At 39.0% G+C, this 20,576-nt stretch carries 15 protein-coding genes; 9 read left to right on the plus strand and 6 right to left on the minus strand.

Annotation, left to right across the window (positions count from 1 at the left end):
• Positions 1 to 26: 26 nt before the first annotated feature.
• The 5 genes from metG to A3Q33_RS01560 all read left to right on the plus strand — a co-directional run bounded on the left by metG (position 27) and on the right by A3Q33_RS01560 (position 6,680).
• On the plus strand, positions 27 to 2,153 hold the full coding sequence (gene metG, locus A3Q33_RS01540; protein WP_081178223.1) for a methionine--tRNA ligase: 2,127 nt from the start codon (positions 27 to 29) through the stop codon (positions 2,151 to 2,153).
• Between the two features lie 157 nt (positions 2,154 to 2,310).
• Positions 2,311 to 4,443, plus strand: coding sequence for a cation:dicarboxylate symporter family transporter (locus A3Q33_RS01545; protein WP_081178224.1), 2,133 nt, complete (start codon positions 2,311 to 2,313; stop codon positions 4,441 to 4,443).
• 42 nt (positions 4,444 to 4,485) lie between these two features.
• Complete coding sequence (rcsF, locus tag A3Q33_RS01550; protein WP_081178226.1) at positions 4,486 to 4,908, plus strand: Rcs stress response system protein RcsF; 423 nt, start codon at positions 4,486 to 4,488, stop codon at positions 4,906 to 4,908.
• Positions 4,908 to 5,681, plus strand: a complete 774-nt coding sequence (gene tsaA / locus A3Q33_RS01555) for a tRNA (N6-threonylcarbamoyladenosine(37)-N6)-methyltransferase TrmO (RefSeq protein ID WP_081178228.1) — start codon at positions 4,908 to 4,910, stop codon at positions 5,679 to 5,681. Before rcsF ends, tsaA begins: the two co-directional genes overlap by 1 nt.
• A gap of 168 nt (positions 5,682 to 5,849) precedes the next feature.
• Positions 5,850 to 6,680, plus strand: coding sequence for a DMT family transporter (locus A3Q33_RS01560; protein WP_155866671.1), 831 nt, complete (start codon positions 5,850 to 5,852; stop codon positions 6,678 to 6,680).
• Between the two features lie 117 nt (positions 6,681 to 6,797).
• Here A3Q33_RS01560 and A3Q33_RS01565 read toward each other — a convergent pair whose 3' ends face one another.
• The 3 genes from A3Q33_RS01565 to A3Q33_RS01575 all read right to left on the minus strand — a co-directional run bounded on the left by A3Q33_RS01565 (position 6,798) and on the right by A3Q33_RS01575 (position 9,914).
• On the minus strand, positions 6,798 to 8,102 hold the full coding sequence (locus A3Q33_RS01565; RefSeq protein ID WP_081178230.1) for a metal-dependent hydrolase family protein: 1,305 nt from the start codon (positions 8,100 to 8,102) through the stop codon (positions 6,798 to 6,800).
• A gap of 250 nt (positions 8,103 to 8,352) precedes the next feature.
• A complete protein-coding gene (locus tag A3Q33_RS01570; protein ID WP_081178232.1) occupies positions 8,353 to 8,847 on the minus strand; it encodes an FKBP-type peptidyl-prolyl cis-trans isomerase in 495 nt (164 codons plus the stop codon).
• Positions 8,848 to 9,026: 179 nt separating this feature from the next.
• Positions 9,027 to 9,914, minus strand: a complete 888-nt coding sequence (locus A3Q33_RS01575) for a DMT family transporter (protein ID WP_081178234.1) — start codon at positions 9,912 to 9,914, stop codon at positions 9,027 to 9,029.
• Between the two features lie 243 nt (positions 9,915 to 10,157).
• Here A3Q33_RS01575 and A3Q33_RS01580 point away from each other — a divergent pair, with 243 nt between their 5' ends.
• Positions 10,158 to 10,907, plus strand: coding sequence for an MBL fold metallo-hydrolase (locus A3Q33_RS01580; protein WP_081182177.1), 750 nt, complete (start codon positions 10,158 to 10,160; stop codon positions 10,905 to 10,907).
• Between the two features lie 30 nt (positions 10,908 to 10,937).
• Here the strand turns inward: A3Q33_RS01580 and A3Q33_RS20710 are convergent, their stop codons facing one another.
• Entirely contained in the window at positions 10,938 to 11,105 is a 168-nt protein-coding gene (locus A3Q33_RS20710; protein WP_182130918.1) for a hypothetical protein, read from the minus strand.
• Between the two features lie 828 nt (positions 11,106 to 11,933).
• Between A3Q33_RS20710 and A3Q33_RS01585 the strand changes: the two genes are divergently transcribed.
• Both A3Q33_RS01585 and A3Q33_RS01590 read left to right on the plus strand, forming a co-directional pair.
• The gene (locus A3Q33_RS01585) at positions 11,934 to 12,929 is read left to right on the plus strand and encodes a D-cysteine desulfhydrase family protein (protein ID WP_081178235.1); all 996 of its coding nucleotides are present in this window, start codon (positions 11,934 to 11,936) and stop codon (positions 12,927 to 12,929) included.
• Between the two features lie 268 nt (positions 12,930 to 13,197).
• A complete protein-coding gene (locus tag A3Q33_RS01590) occupies positions 13,198 to 14,007 on the plus strand; it encodes a substrate-binding periplasmic protein (RefSeq protein ID WP_196798029.1) in 810 nt (269 codons plus the stop codon).
• A gap of 12 nt (positions 14,008 to 14,019) precedes the next feature.
• On the opposite strand, the gene A3Q33_RS01595 is transcribed toward A3Q33_RS01590, so the two are convergent.
• Positions 14,020 to 17,943: an AAA family ATPase gene (locus tag A3Q33_RS01595; RefSeq protein ID WP_155866672.1), complete on the minus strand. Its 3,924-nt coding sequence runs from the start codon at positions 17,941 to 17,943 to the stop codon at positions 14,020 to 14,022.
• A complete protein-coding gene (gene sbcD, locus A3Q33_RS01600; protein WP_081178238.1) occupies positions 17,943 to 19,352 on the minus strand; it encodes an exonuclease subunit SbcD in 1,410 nt (469 codons plus the stop codon). Before sbcD ends, A3Q33_RS01595 begins: the two co-directional genes overlap by 1 nt.
• A gap of 230 nt (positions 19,353 to 19,582) precedes the next feature.
• On the opposite strand from sbcD, the gene A3Q33_RS01605 reads away from it, so the two are divergent.
• Complete coding sequence (locus tag A3Q33_RS01605) at positions 19,583 to 19,951, plus strand: VOC family protein (protein WP_081178240.1); 369 nt, start codon at positions 19,583 to 19,585, stop codon at positions 19,949 to 19,951.
• Positions 19,952 to 20,576 lie beyond the last annotated feature (625 nt).

Consider the following 20,576-nt stretch of genomic DNA (forward strand, 5'->3'; position numbering starts at 1 on the left):
TACCACCAATAATATGTAAACTTTATATGTCTTTATCAAAGTCATCTGTGCAAGCTGCAGATAAGCGTAAAATTTTAGTCACTTGTGCCCTTCCATATGCCAATGGTTCTATTCATTTAGGCCATTTATTAGAGCATATTCAAACTGATATTTGGGTTCGCTTCCAGCGTATGCGTGGTCATGAAACTTACTTTGTTTGTGCTGACGATGCTCACGGCACGCCTATCATGTTAAAATCACAAGAGCTTGGTATATCGCCTGAAGAAATGATCGCTGCTGTTCGTGAAGAACATATGGCAGACTTCGCCGACTTCCATATCAGCTATGATAATTATCATTCAACGCACACTGATGAAAACAAAGCGTTTGCTGAAGAGATTTATAATCGTTTACATGCTAATGGTCACATAAAAACCCGTACTATTTCGCAGTTATATGATCCTGAAAAAGGCATGTTCTTACCTGATCGCTTTGTTAAGGGCACTTGCCCTAAATGTAAAAGTGAAGACCAAAACGGTGACAGTTGTGATAACTGCGGTGAAACTTATTCACCGATGGAAGTTTTAAATCCACGTTCAGTCGTTTCTGGCGCAACCCCGGTATTACGTGATTCAGAACATTATTTCTTTGATCTACCCGCTTTTGGCGACATGTTGCAAGAATGGACACGCAGTGGTGCACTGCAAGAAGAAATGGCCAATAAGTTAGCTGAATGGTTTGAGCAAGGCTTAAAGCAGTGGGACATCAGTCGTGATGCACCCTACTTTGGTTTTGAAATTCCTAACGCGCCAGGTAAATACTTTTACGTTTGGTTAGACGCACCGATTGGCTACATGGGCAGTTTTAAAAACCTTTGTGACAAAACAGGTATCGACTTTGATGCTTTTTGGCAATTAGACTCAGAAGCTGAGCTTTACCACTTTATTGGTAAAGACATCATTTATTTCCATAGTCTATTCTGGCCAGCCATGCTTGAAGGCGCAGGTTATAGAAAACCTACCTCAGTTTATGCGCACGGTTTTGTTACCGTTAATGGCGCAAAAATGTCTAAATCAAAAGGCACTTTTATAAAAGGTCGCACTTATTTAGATCATTTAAACCCTGAGTATCTGCGTTATTACTACGCGGCAAAACTCACCAGTCGTATTGATGATTTAGATTTAAACCTTGAAGATTTTGCTCAACGGGTAAATTCAGACCTTGTCGGTAAAGTCGTTAATATCGCCTCACGTTGTGCTAGCTTTATTACTAAACGCTTTGACGGCATGCTTTCAACGAATATTGACAACCAAGCCCTAGCAGACGAAGTAATGGCTGCGGGCGATAGCATAGCAGCACATTATGAAGCACGTGAGTTTTCTCGTGGTATGCGTGAAATTATGGCATTGGCTGATAAAGTTAATGAATACATCGCCATAAAAGAACCATGGCAGTTAGTGAAAGACGAAACTAAACAGCAAGAAGTACAAGATATTTGTTCGCTTGGCATTAATATGTTCCGCACGCTAATGATTTACTTAAAGCCTGTATTACCGGTTTTAGCTGACAGCACAGCTACCTTCTTAAATGACGAACTTATTTGGGAAGGTCATAAAAGCTTATTAACAGATCATAAAATCAACAAATTTAAAGCGTTATTGCAGCGTGTTGATATGGATAAAGTTAATGCCATGACTGACGCTTCAAAAGACAATTTAGCGGTTACATCTGATGAAGCAGATACTAAAAAAGATAAAAAAGCAGAGAAGAAGGCTAAAAAGTCTGAGCCTGTGAAAGAACTTACCGGTGAGCCACTAGTAGATGATCCCATTTCGCCTGAAATTCAATTTGATGATTTTGCTAAAATAGATTTACGTATTGCAAAAATTGTTAATGCTGAGCATGTTGAAAAAGCAGATAAGTTACTGCGCTTAACGTTATCACTTGATGACCAAGAAGACGGTGAAACTCGTCAAGTATTTGCGGGTATTAAATCAGCTTATCAACCTGAAGATTTAATTGGCAAGCTTACCGTAATGGTCGCTAACTTAGCGCCTCGTAAAATGCGCTTCGGTATGTCAGAAGGCATGGTTTTAGCCGCAGGTCCAGGTGGCAAAGACTTATGGATACTGAATCCAGATGATGGTGCTCAACCAGGTATGCGCGTTAAATAAAGACTAACGTAAGTTCTGACCCAAAGCAAAAAACTAAGGCAAACCCTCATAATAAACATGGGTTTGCCTTTTTTAATATTTCATGTCGCATCTTTTATTAACTCGCTTTATTATAATATGTAGAAAATAAAGCATCGAAATAATTATTTTATTCAATATGACCATATTTAAGCTCAGTAACATACCTACCTCTACCCGTATTATCATCGCCATGATCATGGGGCTTCTGATAGGTAGCTTTACCAACACCTTATATTCGACAGTGAACCACCTTGCCGATGCCCTTGTCATGCTATTGCAAATGACAGCGCTACCTTATATTTCCCTGTCACTAATGGTCGGTATTGGCGGTTTGTCTGCCAGTAAAGCCAAATCAGCTCTTAAGAGCAGCGTAATACTGGTAATCTTGCTCATAGTGCTGATGTTATGCTTTATATTGATGGCGCCTTTATCCTTTCCTAATTGGCAAACAGCCGAGTTTTATAGCGCTAATACCATTAAAGTTAGCCAAGAATTTAATATCATTGAACTATTTATTCCGTCGAACCCTTTTAATGCTTTTGCAAATGCGGTGATCCCTGCCGTGGTGTTTTTTAGCGTATTTATTGGCATTGGCTTAATACCAATTAAAAATAAACGCCAAACACTCGCGGTGTTAAGCAATTTAAAACAATCCGTTAGTAATATAAGCCACTTAGTTATGCGTTTCGCTCCTGTTGGCATATTCTGTATTGGTTGGCGGGCGGCAGCAACCCTTGATGCTTCTCAACTCGATGGTTTAATGATTTACGTTGCAAGCGCCTTAGTGCTGACAGTTTTATTATCTTTTGTTGTCTTTCCTGCCCTGTTAGCAACGGTTACCCCGTTTGGCTACCGAGCAATTTTAAAAGCCTCAAGAGAAGCTATGGTGACAGCATTCGCAACTGGTAGCTTCTTTGTCGTAATTCCTATCATTGTCGAGAAAACTAAACAGTTAATCGCGAGCCAATACCCTGATACCGAGAATGCCGATAAAATTTCCGATGTAATTGTGCCAATCAGTTATAGTTTGCCGGTTGGGGGTAAATTGTTATCGCTGCTCTTTGTGCTGTTTGCCGCGTGGTTTTCTGGTGCCTATATTAGCTTTGAAGATTATGTGAAATTAGTAGTAATGGGTGTTCCACAATTGTTTGGTAGCAGTACCTTAGCCATGCAAAACCTACTAGAAATATTTAATGTTTCACATTCAATGTTTGACTTCTTTCTTGTTTCAGAAAACCTAGTTGTTGGGCGTTTATCGGCATTACTTTCAGTAACTTTTGCCTGTTGCTTACCCATACTTGTTGCGACGAGTATGGCCAAAGCTTTTACCTTAAAGAAGAAGGCGCTGTTTAAATATTTGGTTATTATTCCTGCCTTATCAGCTTTCGCCTTTGTTAGCCTAAAATTTGGATTTAGCTCAATTAGTTATCAGTATGAAGGCTACGCTAAATTTATAGAACGCGACTTTCTTATGGAAAGCGTTAACACTAAACATTTAGATAATGCCGCGAAAAACAGCCAAACAGTTCAGCCTTTTATTGGCGTTTTAACGCGCATAAAACAGCGAGGCTTCATCCGCGTAGGTTATTTTCGTGACGATTTACCTTATTCATTTCACAACAATAAAGGCAAACTTGTTGGCTTCGATATTGAAATAATGAACCAGCTCGCGATTGATTTAAATGTCGATATTGAGTTTGTTAAAATATTTCGTAATCAAGCGAAAACTTTACTATCCTCAGGCTATTTAGACATCACCACAGGTGTGCCAGTTATTCCAGATAACATGACAAAATATACCCTAACAATGCCTTACAGCGCACAAAGTTTGGCTATTATTGTTAAAGATAAAAGGCGTGCAGAGTTTACAAAATGGGATAATATTTTACAGCGAGACGATCTCACCTTAGGTATTCCTGAGAGCTTTTATTACGAAAAAGCTATTGCTAGAACGTTTACTCATGGTAAAGCCTGGGAAATATCGACACCGCGGTTATTCTTTAAACCCGAGTTTGCCCATATTGATGCCATGCTTTTTGGCGCGGCAGCTTCATCTGCCTGGACATTGCTAAATCCAAGTTATACCGTGGTTGTGCCGAAGCCTGAATTAGCGCCACTTTTTATGGCTTTCCCTATTAATAAAAATGATCATAGTTTTGAACTGTTTATGCGTAATTGGATCACCATGAAACAGCAGAGTAACACTATCGATAAACTGTTTAACTATTGGATTAAAGGCGATACAAGTTTGGCAAAACAAACACAATAAATCGACTTTTACACAACTATTATAAAGAATTTAAAGGCCATAATGAAAAATTTTAAAACGATGCCAGTAATTGCTAAACGCCATGCAACAATATTATTGTTTGCCGCATTATTCGCAACTGGTTGTGCCAAAATAAACGACATATCAACAAACTTGGATCGTGAAAATTTCAAAAATTATTTTTCTCCGACAAAAGTGAAAATTATCGCTAGTGAAAAAGAATTCGTCGGTAAGTATAAGTTTCTAGGCTTGGTTGAAGGCGAGTCTTGCCAAGAGAAAGCACATCACGCAGCCCCCAATGAAATTGATGCTCGCACCGAAGCACGAGGTAAAGCCTATAAACTTGAGGCCAATGCTATCATCTTTAGCCAATGTGTCATGATAGAAGAAGATAAAGCCTCGAAGTATTGTGTCGCATCTACCGTTTGCTATGGTCGAGCTTACAAGGTTGAGCAAGTAAAATAATGTCTGACAGCATTAACTTAACTGTTATTGGTACTATCGACTCTCCCTATAAGGAAAAGTTTGCTATCCCCAGACAGCCCGGTATTGTAACTGCGGCTCAAGGGCAATTGCATCTAACCGGCTCGGCCAATAATGCCGAGCTAGTGCGAGGTTTAGAGCAATTTAGTCATATCTGGCTATTGTTTGTTTTTCATGGCACACAAGCACAAGGTTGGAAACCACTGGTACGCCCGCCACGCTTAGGCGGCAATAAAAAGCTTGGGGTATTTGCCACACGTTCAACGTTTAGGCCTAACCCTATTGGCATGTCGGTGGTTAAACTTGACCGAATAGAGCAATGTTCGTCAGGACAAAGCAGCACAGGACAAAAAACTTCGCAGGTAATTTTGCATATCAGTGAATTAGACTTACTTGATGGTACGCCGATTTTAGATATTAAACCTTACGTGCCCTACGCTGATATTATCGAAAATGCCCATGGCGGCTATGCTCAAGAACAACCGAACAACAATATTAAGGTGATATTTTCTAACGCCGCATTAGTTACCTTAGACAGAAATAGCGAGCATTATCCAACACTGCAAAGTCTTATCGAACAAGTGTTAAGCCAAGATCCTCGCCCTGCTTATAAACAAAACAAAGCTGACGATAAAGTTTACGGTATGACCCTGTACAAATTTAATATCAATTGGCAGATGGCTGATAGTTCAACATTGCACGTCATTGCTATACAAGACGCTGCTATACAAGACATCCATAGCAACACGGTGTAATACTTTAATTTATACGACCTGTCCGATTACCGCGACTATCCATCAGTTAACTATTTATACTTATGGTGAAAATATTAATTAAGGATTATCGTTGAAGATACCCAGTACCCATAATCATCAAGCCAGTATTGAACTCCTGCTATTAGCCGCTATTTGGGGGCGTCATTTATGTTCATGCGCGTTGGTGCTCCTGAATTTGGCCCAATAGTTTTTACCACTTTGCGCACAGGCATAGCGGCTATTTTCTTAATCGCATGCTTAGTTTTATTCAAAGAGACTAAAGCGCTAAAAGGACGCTGGCGAGATATTTTCGTTGTAGGGGCTTTAAATACCGCGATACCATTTGCCTTATTCAGTTTTGCTACATTAACCCTAACAGCCGGAACAGCCTCAGTATTAAACGCAACCGCCCCTATGTTTGGCGCGATAGTCGCCTATTTATGGTTAAAAGATAAATTAACCCTAAGTGCTATGTTTGGCTTACTTATTGGCTTTATTGGTGTGTACTTATTAGTGTCTGACAATTTACATTTTGGCATGGAACTCTCTAATAAATCAGTAGAAAATAATGCCTTACTACCAACCTTAGCGGCGATGTTGGCCGCGTTGTGTTACGGTATTTCAGCTAATTATACCAAGAAATACCTCAGCACAATAAAACCGTTAGCCTTAGCTGCCGGCAGCCAAATTTCAGCTACCGCTATGCTACTACCGTTAAGTTTATTTTTTATGCCTGAAACATTACCTAGCACCAATGCAATCTGGTCCGTTATATTAATTGGTGTTATCTGCACTGGCGTTGCCTATATTATATTCTTTCGACTTATTGCGCAGCTTGGTCCTGCTAAAGCTATTTCGTTGACCTATTTAATTCCTGCTTTCGGCATTCTATGGGGTGCGTTATTTTTAGGTGAAGCCATCAGCTTAATGATGGTTATTGGCGGTGGTGTGATACTGTTTGGGGTGGCATTAACAACTGGCGTTCTGCAAAGAAAATAACGTAATATCGCTACGCTTATACATCGACGTTATTGCAGAATATTTCTCGTTTTGAGCATAAAAAAGGCTGTTATAAAACAGCCTCAATTTAACCAATGTCTTTAATCGTTATCGTACTTACTTTTGCTTAACGACCTTACCACCTTTCATTACAAAGTCTACGTCAAGCAGTTCATTAATATCGTTTAATGGGCTAGCATGCATGGCAATAATATCCGCCACTTTACCCACTTCTAATGTACCTAAACTTTTTGACTTGCCAATTAAGTCAGCGCCATTGATTGTCGCTGACACTAAAATGTCTTGTGGTGACATACCCGCTTCAAACATTAACTGTGCTTCGCGGGCATTATAGCCGTGTTTTGAAACGCCACTGTCAGTACCGTAAGCTATTTTTACTCCCGCTTTATATGAGCGTTTGAAGTTTTCGATCATGTCACCACCGACACGAATAGCTTTAGCGCGGATAGCTGGCGACATAAAGTCAGTGTTTTTTGCCATATTAACCACGGTATCGCCCGCCATTAATGTCGGCACTAAATAAGCACCACCTTTTTTAAAGAGTTTAATACTTTCTTTATCGGCGTAACTGCCATGTTCGATACTGTCAACGCCTGCACGTAATGCCGCGTTAATACCGGCTGCGGCATGGGCATGACTCGCCACTTTACGACCCAGAGCATGGGCGGTATCAACCACTTCTTTTAATTCATCATCGGCCATTTGCTGACCCGTACCGGTATCGGTATCTGATAACACACCGCCCGTTGAGGTGATTTTAATCACATCTGCCCCAAACTTAATCGCATGACGCGTGGCGCGTCGACAATCGTAAGGGCCATCACAAACCGTTTTTGCGGTATGCAGCTCCATTAAATCAGGCGCCATACCGTCTACATCACCATGTCCGCCAGTTACGGCAACACTACTACCAGCGGCAATAATCGTTGGCCCAGTTATCCAACCGCGCTTTACACCATCGCGAAGCGCAAATATCTGCTCAGCACTGCTGCCTAAATCTCTGACAGTTGTAAAGCCAGCCATTAAGGTTTTATGAGCAAAATAAGCGCTTTTCATTAATGTATCCGCGTCAGATAAATTTACCATTTCACTATCGTTTTTCGGACCCAGTTCACCTTGCAAATGCACATGCATATCCATAAGGCCAGCCATCACAAAACTTGAAGATAAATCAATGAATGTTGTATCGTTTTCGAAACGGTTTACGTCAACAAACCCAGATTTAAGCTCGGTGATTTTACCATCGGTAATCACTAAAGTTTGTTGCTTAAGCGGAGTTTTACCAGCGCTAACCAATAATTCACCGGCATGAATAACGGTAGTGGCCGCCAATGCTGACTGAGACAATGCAGCACTCACGACTAGCGCGATAGTTGATATTGAAGATTTCAATGTAAACATGTTCTGGGCCTTATTATTATTTTAGTATCTAGGTATAGTTATAACAGTATGGCAAAAAAATAAAAAATGAATTCGATAAGCGGAAAGTTTATTCAGTTCAATAACGGATAAGTGATTAGTTTTAAGCGTTAAGTAAATAGTTTTAAGTATTTAGTATTATCTTTTATGGCCTAGCCTTGCTCTTTGTGAGCCTTAAAAACAAAAAAACCAGCGCTAGGCTGGTTTTTAAATGACGAAAGAAAACTTTCGCTTAGTGGTGATGACCACCTGCGCCGTGGGCATGGCCATGTTCAATTTCTTCAGTCGTTGCTTCACGTACATCGGCAACTTCTAAATCAAAAGTCAGTACTTTACCCGCAAGTGGTGGATTAGTATCAACAGTCACCATAAATTTACCGGCTTTAAGTACTGTCACTTGGCGTTGACCGCCATCAGTATTCACTACCGCTGTCATGCCCGCTTTCCATTTAGCACTTGGCGTTGGTAAACCTTGCATATGTTTTACTGGTACACGTTGTATTGCATCTTCTTGACGCGCACCGTAAGCGTCTTCAGGTTGTAACGTCACTGAAAACTTGTCACCAGTTTCTTTGCCAGCTAATGCGTTTTCTACGCCAACTAACATGTTTTTGTAACCGTGTAGGTAGGCTAATGGGTCACCAGCATGAGAGTTCTCTATTTCAGCACCCGCTTCATCTTTAAGTACGTAGTGAAACTGAACAACGGTTTTATCGGTAATTTTCATATTATTTCCAAGCTAGTATTTAGTATTAATTTGCCACTTTTATAGGGTAAAAATATAGGGCAAAAAATTGTGCGTGAGTCTTTGCGCCTGAGTCTAACAAAATAGTGATACCAATTGAATTAACAATTGTACTCTTATGGTGAATTAATCCAGAGTTAAAGCAATAACACTGTTCCAAGCTAAGCCCAGAGTAATAAAACCAACACACTAATAATGATCAACAGCATGCCTAAATACTCTACGGCTGATATTTTTTCTTTAAAAATACGGTAGGTTATAAACAAGGTAATAAAAAACTCTACTTGTCCCAATGCTTTAACATAAGCCGCATTTTGAAAACTCATGGCCGTAAACCAACCTATTGAGCCAACAACACTGGTAATACCAACAAATAAACATAAACGCCATTGAGTGAACATAGTAACAAGCTGACGCTTATCCTGACAATATACGTAAATTAACGAAATTATCGACTGCACCGTGATCATAAAAGTTAAAGTAACTGCAGCACTCAATAACAAGTCTGTATTTAACGCCAAGCTAGATTCACGAACGAGTAATGTGGTTATTGCTAAACCTAAACCTGACGCTAAACCAAAACCTGCTCCTGGGTTTTGCAAAACATCTTTACGCGTAAACTTAACTTTGGACACTAACAAAACTCCTACCACACCAATAACTACTGAAAACCAGCCCATCAGGGTTAAACTAGCTGAAAATAGCAAGGCGCCGACAACGGCAACTTGAATGGCTTCGGTTTTAGCTAAACTCGTCGCCACAGCAAAATTGCGATATTTAAATGCAGCAACTAAACATACCGTACCAATAATTTGCATCACACATGCGATTAGCGCGTATTGTAAAAATTGGTTATTTAATGGCGGCATGGGCAAGGTGCTATAATCGAGCACCCACCATAAATAAAGCCAGGTAAAAGGCAGTGCGTAAATATACCTAACACCGGTTGTTGCCATAGCATTAAGATGTTGCGTAAGCTGTTTTTGGCCCGCAGTGCGAATGGCTTGCATAAAAGCAGCAAGTAAAGTGAAGTAAATCCAAAGTTCCAAGAAAAATCCAAGTATCAATACTTTATAGTTACTATTGTATGGTTTGATGTCTCTAAAAACCATTATTGAAATACGCTATTTAAACTTTATATGACCTAATAGCACCAGCATCTGAAAAATTTTTTATTGAATTAAGGAAATACGATAATAAAAACAGCTTATTAATGAGTCGTCTAATCTGTTGAGGTTTTATCAATAACAAGGTACTTTAATCATAACTAACTCGTTATAGTCACTTTTATGATCGAACTACATTGCTTAAATGGTTATATTCAAAATATTTACCTGGCCGAGTACGCTGATAAGCTTTTATTGCTTGATGGCTGTTGCCGAGCCGACATTCCAGTTATTGAAGATTTTATTGTTAATCAACTTAAACGCCCGATGTCTGAGCTTGCCTTAATTGTGGTCACACATATGCACCCTGATCATGCAGGGGCTGCAAATATATTACGTAAAAAATATGGCTGTAAGGTAGCGGCAGCGAATGTACCGGGACAATGGTATTCAAGTTTAGACGGTAAGTTAATGCATTTAACTGATATGTTACTTACTTTATGGGTAGCCGGTCGTCAGAAAAAAGTAAAAAAATATATCTATTACTCTAGCTCACTAACACCAGATTATTATCTAGTTGATCAGACAGTTTTACCTGGTTTTGAAGATTGGCAAGTGCATTTTACTCAAGGTCATACTGACCGAGATATATCCTTGCATCATAAAGAAAGTAAGCAAATTTATGTTGCCGACTTAATGGTGAAAGTTAGAGGCGCCTTCATACCACCCTACCCGGTTTTTTATCCTAATAGGTATCTTGAGTCGTTGAAAAAAATAAAGGCCTTGAATGTTGAGTCTGTACTTTTAGCTCATGGTGTGAAAGCTCAGTTAACTGAACAGCAATGGCAACAGTTGATAGCGTTGTCGCCAACAAAACCTGTTACGCATTGGCGTTCAGTAAAAACAAAACTCAAACGGGTGCTATTAAATCACTAAAGTAACTGGTAATAGCTGAGGTTTGACTTTCTAGCTTTGGTAAATCCAAGCTAAAAATGATTTTGACTCATTTACATTGGTAAATGAAATTAGTTTTGTGCCGTTTTTATCGGTCACTGCAACATTATTTTTGTTAACAGATATTGATTGAACTGGCGAGGCGATCGAATAGATCGTACCTTGGTATGTATAAGACATAATAAACTCTTTTAATGTGCGTAAATACGCATGAACAAAAGCTATATTATTGTGTAGTTGTTCTTTTTATGTGTGAAAAAATAAAAAATATTTACGAAAAAAACTCGAAAAATCAGACAATAATTTAAGCTTAATAAATTAAGTGATGACTAACTGTGAAAGGGAAAGGCATAACACGATTTTTTAAACAATCGGCTAAATAAACTAGATAGGAATAATTAACGCAAGCACTATATCGCTAACAATTGATAAAGTAAACTTTTATTTTCATTTATATTAATAAAAATCTATTGTTGGTGAGTCTATTTATCTAACAGCGCAATTTAAGTCTAAAATGGTTAAGTCTAAAATGGTTAAGTCGAAAGCAACGCTGTATTTTGAATATATATCATCTTAGCTTGGGTATTTAATCCTGACAGAATAAATTATTGGCGCCTTTCATACTGAAGCCTTTTAGCACAATTTTTCTGAGATAAAATATCATATTTACCTTTACCCCACTGTTTTATAAAATAAGAGTTTACTCTGTTAAAATACTTTTCAGTGCTATTACCGTGAGTTAGAGTAGCCAGGACCTCAGCACCATATTCAATTATTAATAGATAACTGTATTTTCCGGTTTAATATACGCTAAAATTACCTAATATTGTTGTTACTTGATTCATTGATATGCATAAATTGAATTAAGCTATTGCCAACTTGTGTACGTTAAAAACACACATGTCGTATACTTAGGTTTTGTCTGGGCAACCCAAAACTAAGCTCACAGATTATAGCCAGACTATTTGTTAATCGAGCCCTTTACACTTGTATTAGAATGGATGAAGTATGAAATATGAACACATGCCTAGAGAGCCTTTAGGTTTTTTCCCAACGCCATTAGTTGAACTGACTAAATTAAGTAAAAAGCTTAATGGGCCCAAAATTTACATGAAAAGAGATGATAATACGGGGCTTGCCTTGGGTGGTAACAAAACAAGGAAACTTGAGTTTATTATCGGAGATGCACTAGCTCAAGGTGCTGACACTATTGTTACTGCTGGTGCTGCGCAATCAAACCATTGCCGCCAAACCGCAGCAGCGGCGGCTAGTTTAGGGCTTGAATGTCATCTAGTTTTAGGCGGACAAGAACCAGAAAAATCTGATGGTAATCTTTTGCTAGATAAAATTTTTGGTTGTAAAATACATTGGTCGGGCACAAACCGTAAAGGAGAAGATATTCCTGAAATTGTTGAGCAATTAAAGAAAACAGGAAAAAAACCTTATGTTGTCCCTTATGGCGGTTCAAACGAATTAGGTGCTTTAGCATTCTTAGAGGCATTTAAAGAGTTAGAGTCTCAGCGTCAAAACATAAATGCTTCTTTCACCCATATTGTATTTGCATCTAGTTCAGGCGGCACACATGCTGGTTTAATGCTTGGGAATAAAATATTTAAATCATCTTATAAAGTAGTGGGCATAAATATCGATAAAGGTGAAACTGATAAAGTCCCTTTTAATCAATACATTGTATCTCTTGCTAATAATACGGCAAAATTAATAGGTGAAAACCTTAATTTCTCAGATACAGACTTAATACTTAACGCTGATTATGTCGGTGAAGGTTATGGTGTCATTGGGGCCTTAGAAAATGAAGCCATTTCGATGACAGCTCAAACTGAAGGCATATTATTGGACCCTGTATATACTGGTAGAGCAATGGGTGGCCTAATAGATATGATCCGCACTGGGAAAATCAAGAAAACAGACAGTGTTTTATTTTGGCATACTGGCGGCGCACCAGCGTTATTTGCTTACTCAAATGATTTAGATGCTGCTCAATAATTACCTCTATTTGTATTATTCCATTGCTTTAATGGCCAACTAAAAGTGGCCATTAATCGAATTTAAAATAACATCTTTATCTAAAAATTACGGTTGAAATTTTTATAATAACGTATCGTCACTAACTACTTGGTTGTATTTTAGACACTATACATATATAACAATACTATATGTTTAGTTTTCATGACCAATAATTTTACAGCACTATCCAGAATGAAAAATAATTGATACGAGCAAAGAGAATTTCATTATTTAGAGTATGGAACATATGAAACAGCTAAAAATAAGAGGTTTTATAAGAAACATCAATATTATTTTTTTGATCTTTGTTTCCTTGCCTGCAATAGCAACAGAGCCCCTGCTATTTGCAACTCATGCTCGAGCTCCCTTGAGTTTATATTTGACAGAAGTTATTCAAGCAGCGCTTGGACCCTATTCAATTACAGTAAACGTTATTGAAATGCCTGGCAGCAGAGTTATTTCGCAAGTAAATAGTGGTCATGTTGATGGCGATCTATCGCGTGTAATCAATTTTAAAGATATTTCAGATGCAGACACATCAAATTATCGACTCGTTAACGAGCCTATCGTATTAACTGAAATAGTGATGATTACATTGGCACAAAAAGAAATCACCCGTCCGATCACCTGGGAAACCATCAATCAAGGCAAAGTCTCATTTCTACGAGGTTCTAAAACGATCAGAAAGTATCTCAACATTGAAAATCGTGTCGCTGTCTCTTCGAACAAACAAGTGTTAGAAATGGTTGCCAATAAACGGGTAAATTCGGCTATTATGTTTGCATCGGTTGCAAAAAAGATGCTGAATCAATCTCCCGAATTAAGCCGTAAATTAATAATACAAAGTCCGGCAGTGCTTTCATTCCACCTTTTTACTTATCTCAATAAAAAACACGCCGATTTAGTTCCAAAACTTGAGCTTTCGTTGAAACAGCTCAAAGATGACGGTTTTTTAGAAAATACCGCCAATAAATATCAGGTCACCGCAGCAAGCGCTGCAACGTTATCAGCGGTTAGCTTATTACCAGAAATTAACGCCGACAGACCCTTGCTATAGAATGAATAACGCTTAACTACCAAGATAGCGATAACAATCAGCTAATTCGCTCACGCCAAGTCCATTTTGTTTCTTCACTTCTATTTGTACATCAATACGTTTTTTTAACGCATCTACATGGCTTATAACTCCAATCATTTTGCCACTGGCGTTTAAGGAATCAAGCGCAGACAAAGCGATTTCTAAAGTATCGTTGTCCAAAGTGCCGAAACCTTCATCAAGAAATAGCGAATCAATACTGGTTTTTGCGCTCACTAAATCTGATAGCGCCAGTGCTAACGCTAAACTCACTAAAAAGCTTTCACCACCGGATAAGGTTTTCGTATCGCGCACACTATCAGCTTGCCAAGTATCAAGCACTTCTAAGGCCAAACTGTCTGATTCCTGACGTTGCAACTGGTAACGACCATGCAATTTATTGAGCTGCTGATTCGCTAAATAAACGAGGTGAGAAAGCGTTAACCCTTGAGCAAACCGCCTAAATTTAGCACCATCAGCTGCACCAATTAGGCCGTTAAGATGTGACAAATCATCGAGCTCTGCTTGTTGCTTAACTATTTCATCGAGTAATGTTTGTTGTTCATTACGCTGCTGCTGATCTTGGGTAATTTGCTGACTTAGTTGACCTTGGCGAATTTGCAGTTGTTTCAATTTCTCTTTACAGACAGCGGCTTTATTATCAAATTCTGTTATATCTACATCCGCATCTAGCGTTAATATTTCAGTGAACATTAGATCATTCAGCAGTTCATCGCTATTACAGGCATTCTCTTCATCCAGAGGAATAGTGGCAACAAGCTGCTTTGTCTGCGCTTGAAGCTGGTATTTATCTTCTTCAAGTTGTATTAATTGCTGCTGTACTTGCTCAAATTGTGCATTAGCTTGTTGAGTTTGTTGGTTAATATTTTGCTGTATTGCTTTTAAACTTATGCGTTGTTCTTGGCTTAATAATGCCGCTTTAAAATCGTCTTCAGTTTCAAAGTCACTATGGGTTAATTGCGTTTGCCAAGTTTGCTCAGCAGCTTGCTGTTGTGGCGTTAAACGGCTTATCGCGTCGACATTCCCGTTTAACTTCCCGCTAATGTTTTGTTGAAGGCTTTTCTGTTCATTAACGCTATTTTGCAGATTAACAAGTAGCTGTTCTTGTGTTTGTTGTTGTTGCTTTAACTGTTGGCGCATTTGTTGAGTATCTTGCTCTGCAAACAATGCTTGGCGCTGGGTTTTAGCATCATTATGCTGACTTTCGATTATCGTTAATTCATTTTTTATCGCTTGTTCCGATTCAGTTAGTTGTTCAATTTTACTTTGTATTATCGCAAGTTGCTGTTGCACTTGCTGTAGTTGCTCATTATCGCTTGCCACCGCACTAAGGGCTGTTTGATAACCATGGCTTTGCTGTTCAAGATCGTTTATCCAGGTTTGTTGTAATTGCACAGCATCAGCAAACGTATTAGGTGAAAATGTATTATTAGCCGTATTAGAGGGCTGAAAAACACTAAAACATTCAGGCATTACCAACTGACAATCTTGCATAAGCAGGCTTAGCTTTTGCCACTCTTGCGATATTTGCTCAAGCTTGTGATTAAGGTTTTGCTTGTTTTGCGCAATTTGTTGCTGCAACTGGCTTGATTGCACCGCTTTATTTTCGCGCTGATTAGATAAGTTCACTAACTGTTTTTCTAGCCCTAAAACTAATTCACTTTGTTGTTGCTTAGACTGCTTTAATTGTTGTAATTGGTTATTCGCATTATTTAACTGCTCAAATTGTTGTCGCCGCGCATGAATGTCTGCTTTTATTTGCTCAAAGGCTGATAATTCAAAGTCAATTTTCAATAACTCTCTTAATGCTAACCACTGCTGCGATAAACTTTGCTGTTCTTGTTGTTTTATTGCTTTATTTTCAGTAATGAAATTAAGTTTCTCTTTTAGTCTGTCTTGCTCTGAAGACAAAGCTTTGCCTTGAGTTTCAAGTTGCTCTAACTCAACCGTCAGTTGTTTTAGACGCTGTTGATGTTCGCTTTCAGTTGAACTATTGTCACTAAGTGCCTGATAATCCGCTATAGCGGGATGCTGATCTGAACCACATAATGGGCAAGCTTCATCTACTTTTAAATTATCTCTGTGTGCGCTTAGCGACATAATTGTTTTTTGCTGTTCAACAATTAACTGGACATCAATAAACTCAGATTTTTGGTTTTTGTAGTGTTTGCGTAAAGGTGTTAATTGCTCAGCTAAATTTGCTAAATGCTGATTATCTAAGGCTAATGCTTTATCAATTTCCTGAAGTTCAGTGTTTAATGTCTGGTAACGCTCAGCATTATGCAGCGCTTGCGATTGCTCATTTATCGTCGATTGCATGCCATGGAGTTGCTGGCTAAGTGCTTGCTCATTTTGACACTGGACTTGCTGTAACAACTGGGAAATATCGTTTTCTTTCGTGTTAAGCATGACTTGCTGTTGTTTATAATCTGCTTCTAGTGCAACTAATTGCTCTTGCGATTTGATGAGTTCATTCGATAGTAAATCGGTTTGCGTTTGTAGGTTGTCATTCTGCGTGTCTAGCTCAAAGCTCAACTGCTTTTCATTAACCATTTGAGCAAGCATATTACGCCATAACGGCAGGTGTTCAGGCAATGTAGCCAAATACCCTTGTTGCGAAATAATAACTTGCGCGTTAGTTATTTTATCTAACTGCAACTGCTTTTGTATGGCTAACTGCTCGCTTTGCACGGTTGCTTGAACTAATGCTTCGCTCGCTGCATTTACTCGGGTAACTTGCTGATTTTTATGCTCAATCAATTGAGCTATTTTGCTATCAAGCGGCAGTACTTGCTCAACGATTAGTTGCTCAGTTTCTTGTTGCTGGGTAACAAATTTAGCATGTGATAGTAAAAATTCTGCGAGTTCTTTTTCGGCATTATCTACCTGATATTGACTTTGCTTCGCATCATCTGCAAGTAACCTTGCTTGCTCATTAAGCTCAACAAGCTGTTGATTTACATAGCTGAGTTGCTGATAGTCAGCCCGTAAGTTTTCAGCGGGCTCTGACAAGGCTAACGCTTGCAGTTGCGTAGCATGTTCTTGTTGTGTTTGCTGTGCTGATGTTTGTAGTTGCTCAGCTTGTAATTTTTGTTTGTTAGCGCTTTGCAGATTCATCAACCAGCTACGAATTTGCTGCCAATGTGCGAGTTGAGCTTCAAAAGGTTGCTGCTGAGCATTAGCCTTGTTAAGTTGCTCATTTATTTGCTGTTGTTGTTCTGCTGAGAGCAATTGCATGCCGGTGCTTTTAGCTTGTAATAACTTTAATTCGTTACTTGCCTCTTTATGCTGATCGTACACCGCTTTAGAAATTTCGCCATAAATCTCACTACCCGTTAGCTCTTCTAATAAATCGGCGCGATCATTGGCTGGTGCATTTAAAAAAGCAGCAAACTCACCTTGCGATAACATCATCGATTTTCTAAAACGAGAAAAATCTAAGCCCGTTAATCGTGCTATTTCGGTCCGTATATCGGAAACTTTTGTTGCAATAACCTCGGCTGCCCCAACGGCTAATTCACTGTTATCTTCACCCGTAGAGACTAGTTTAGCTAGCTCAGCGGTCGGCTTTTGTAAATTGCCTTCAATACTATTTTTCGCTCGACGTTGGCTCCAAAATGCACGATAAGCTTGGCCTTTTACTTCAAATTCAACCTCAGCTAAACAGTTCGCCGTATGGCGAGTCATTAATTGGTTTTGCTTATCCGAAATAGTTAGCCTAGGCGTTTGATGATATAGCGCCAAACACATGGCATCGAGTATAGTAGTTTTGCCAGCGCCCGTTGGGCCGATAATGGCAAAAAGTGCACTGGTATCGAAGGGCGATTGCGTAAAATCAATTTTCCAGTGACCTTTTAAAGAATTAATATTTTCAAAGCGCAGCGATAATATTTTCATTATTTTTGCTCCACTTTAATAGTCGAACTAGTATCAGCTTCATTATGCTCTGTTAAAGCTCGTTTTGCTGAACTGGCAAGCTGTGTTTGCTCTGCAATATCGAGGTACAAACTATTTAAGCGAGTTTTACGCTGTTGCTGTTCATCTGTTTGCCAAGGCTCTAGCGCCAAGCGTGCGTCAAATACTTCCTGAACACTTAATTCACTTAAAGTGACTTTCTTCTCATGACTCGGCATTTGTTGGCGGGCTTTTTTACTCCGCCTAACGAGTAACACTTCAACCGGCATTTCTTTTACTATTTGCTCAATTCTAGCGCTTAAATCTAGTAAATATTCAGCACTTTCAATTTCAATATCAAGCCAAATTTTTTCTTGTTTTTCAGCCTGAGCATTTTGTGAAACTGTATTTTTTAGGTCGGTATTTTCCGATCCTGCAGCGCTCGACTCTGCACTTTCCGATTCTAATGTTTTCGATTCTATGGTTTTAGTTTCAACAACGGCAGAAATATCTTCAGTTAAGGTTTCTAAATGTGTTTTTACCATCGACAAAGGTTGAAAACATGGCACCTTGCAAAGCTCGACATTGCTTAGCTCTCCGGCGTTAAATTGTGCAATAACAATACTTTTTTGCGTATTAGCTTCATCAAAACTTAATGCAATGGGTGAACCGCTATAGCGGATGTGTTCGCTCTTGGTTACTTTTTGAGGCCGATGAATATGACCTAAAGCAATGTAGTCAGCCGCGGGGAATTCACTGGCAGGAAACGCTTCTAAAGTGCCAATATAAATATCACGCACAGACTCACTAGTAGATGCGCCTATGGTCGTTAAATGCCCTGTGGCAATAATCGGCAAACGCGCTTCGCCCGCTTGAACATCCTGCGATAACACTTGAGCTTGTTCAAATAAAGTTTGGTAGTGCCCTGTAATCGCTTGTTGCAGCGATCGCTGTTTTTCACTGGCTGATTGCCCTGCATAACTTTTAACAATATCGCGAGGGCGAATAAATGGGATTGCGCAGATCACGGCTTGCTGCTGAGTTTTAAGGCTCTTAAGGACAAATACCTGCTCTGCTATATCATCACTTGCCGCAGAAATAACCCGTGTTGATAGTTGCTGCAGTAACTTTTGCGATTCTGATAACATAGCAACAGAGTCGTGGTTACCCGCTAAAACCACCAACTGGCAATGTGTTTGATGCAACTTAGCAATAAAATCAAAGTACATTTCGCGGGCATAACTTGGTGGTGTGCCGGTATCAAAAATATCGCCCGCTACAATAATCGCATCTATTTGCTGACTTTGGGATTGTTCAATTAACCAATTTAAAAATTTTTGATGCTCACGTGCTCGACTTTTGCCATAGAAATGTTGGCCTAAGTGCCAGTCGGAAGTGTGAATAATTCGCATAATGTCGTGCACGCCAAAGTCATAAAAATCAAAGCAATTATTCTACCGCCTCTCCGGCAAGCTTGCTACTAACCAGCAAAGAAACCTTTAAAAAGAACGATAATTAAATTCAACGTCCACGCTAAAAATATGGCTAATTAAATTACTCAACTATACTTATTAACAACATAAAGTTTGTCATTGTTCAAAAATAACACCGTAAATAACAAATCAACAACGAAGGAAACAATATGGAAAATCAAATTGTTTGGGTTGATATTCCCGTTATAAACTTGTCGCGCGCTATTGAGTTTTATAGCGCAATTCTTAAAGGCATTGTTAAAAAGGAAGCGTTTGAACATTTCACTGTTGGCATTCTGCCGCATGCCGAAACCAATGTTTCAGGCTGCTTAGTGCCCTCACCACCTGAACATATTTTCACCTCAGGGCCACTGATTTACTTTAATGTTAATGGCCGACTTGACGATGCTATTAAGCAATCAGAAATGCACGGCGGCCGACTGGTAGAAGATAAAATGTCACTGGGAGGCCACGGTTTTCGCGCTATAATTCATGACTCAGAAGGCAATAGAATTGCGCTACATAGCAATACGATTTAAGCTTCGCTTAACTATAAGATTTTACTGATAGCTGTAAGATTTTTCTAGCTATAAGATTTTACTGATAGCTATAAGCTGTCAGTTTTAAGCTATCAGTAAAAAGCAAACACAAGTGCCAATCTAAAAACTACCCATCAGTTACTGACAGCTGACAGCTCAAAACTTAAAGCTTTTTTTTAGCTGTAAGCTGTCAGTTTTAAGCTATCAGTAAAAAGCAAACACAAGTGCCAATCTAAAAACTAACCATCAGTTGCTGACAGCTGACAGCTCAAAACTTAAAGCTTTCTTTAGCTGTAAGCTGTCAGTTTTAAGCTATCAGTAAAAATCAAAACAACCACCAACATCAAAACTACCCATCAGTTACTGACAGCTAACAGCTAACAGCTCAAAACTTAAAGCTTTTTTTAGCTGTAAGCTGTCAGTTTTAAGCTATCAGTAAAAATCAAAACAACCACCAACATCAAAACTAACCATCAGTTACTGACAGCTGACAGCTCAAAACTTAAAGCTTTTTTTTAGCTGTAAGCTGTCAGTTTTAAGCTATCAGTAAAAAGCAAACACAAGTGCCAACCTAAAAACTAACCATTAGTTACTGACAGCTGACAGCTCAAAACTTAAAGCTTTC

This window comes from Colwellia sp. PAMC 21821 (assembly GCF_002077175.1).
GTDB lineage: Bacteria > Pseudomonadota > Gammaproteobacteria > Enterobacterales > Alteromonadaceae > Cognaticolwellia.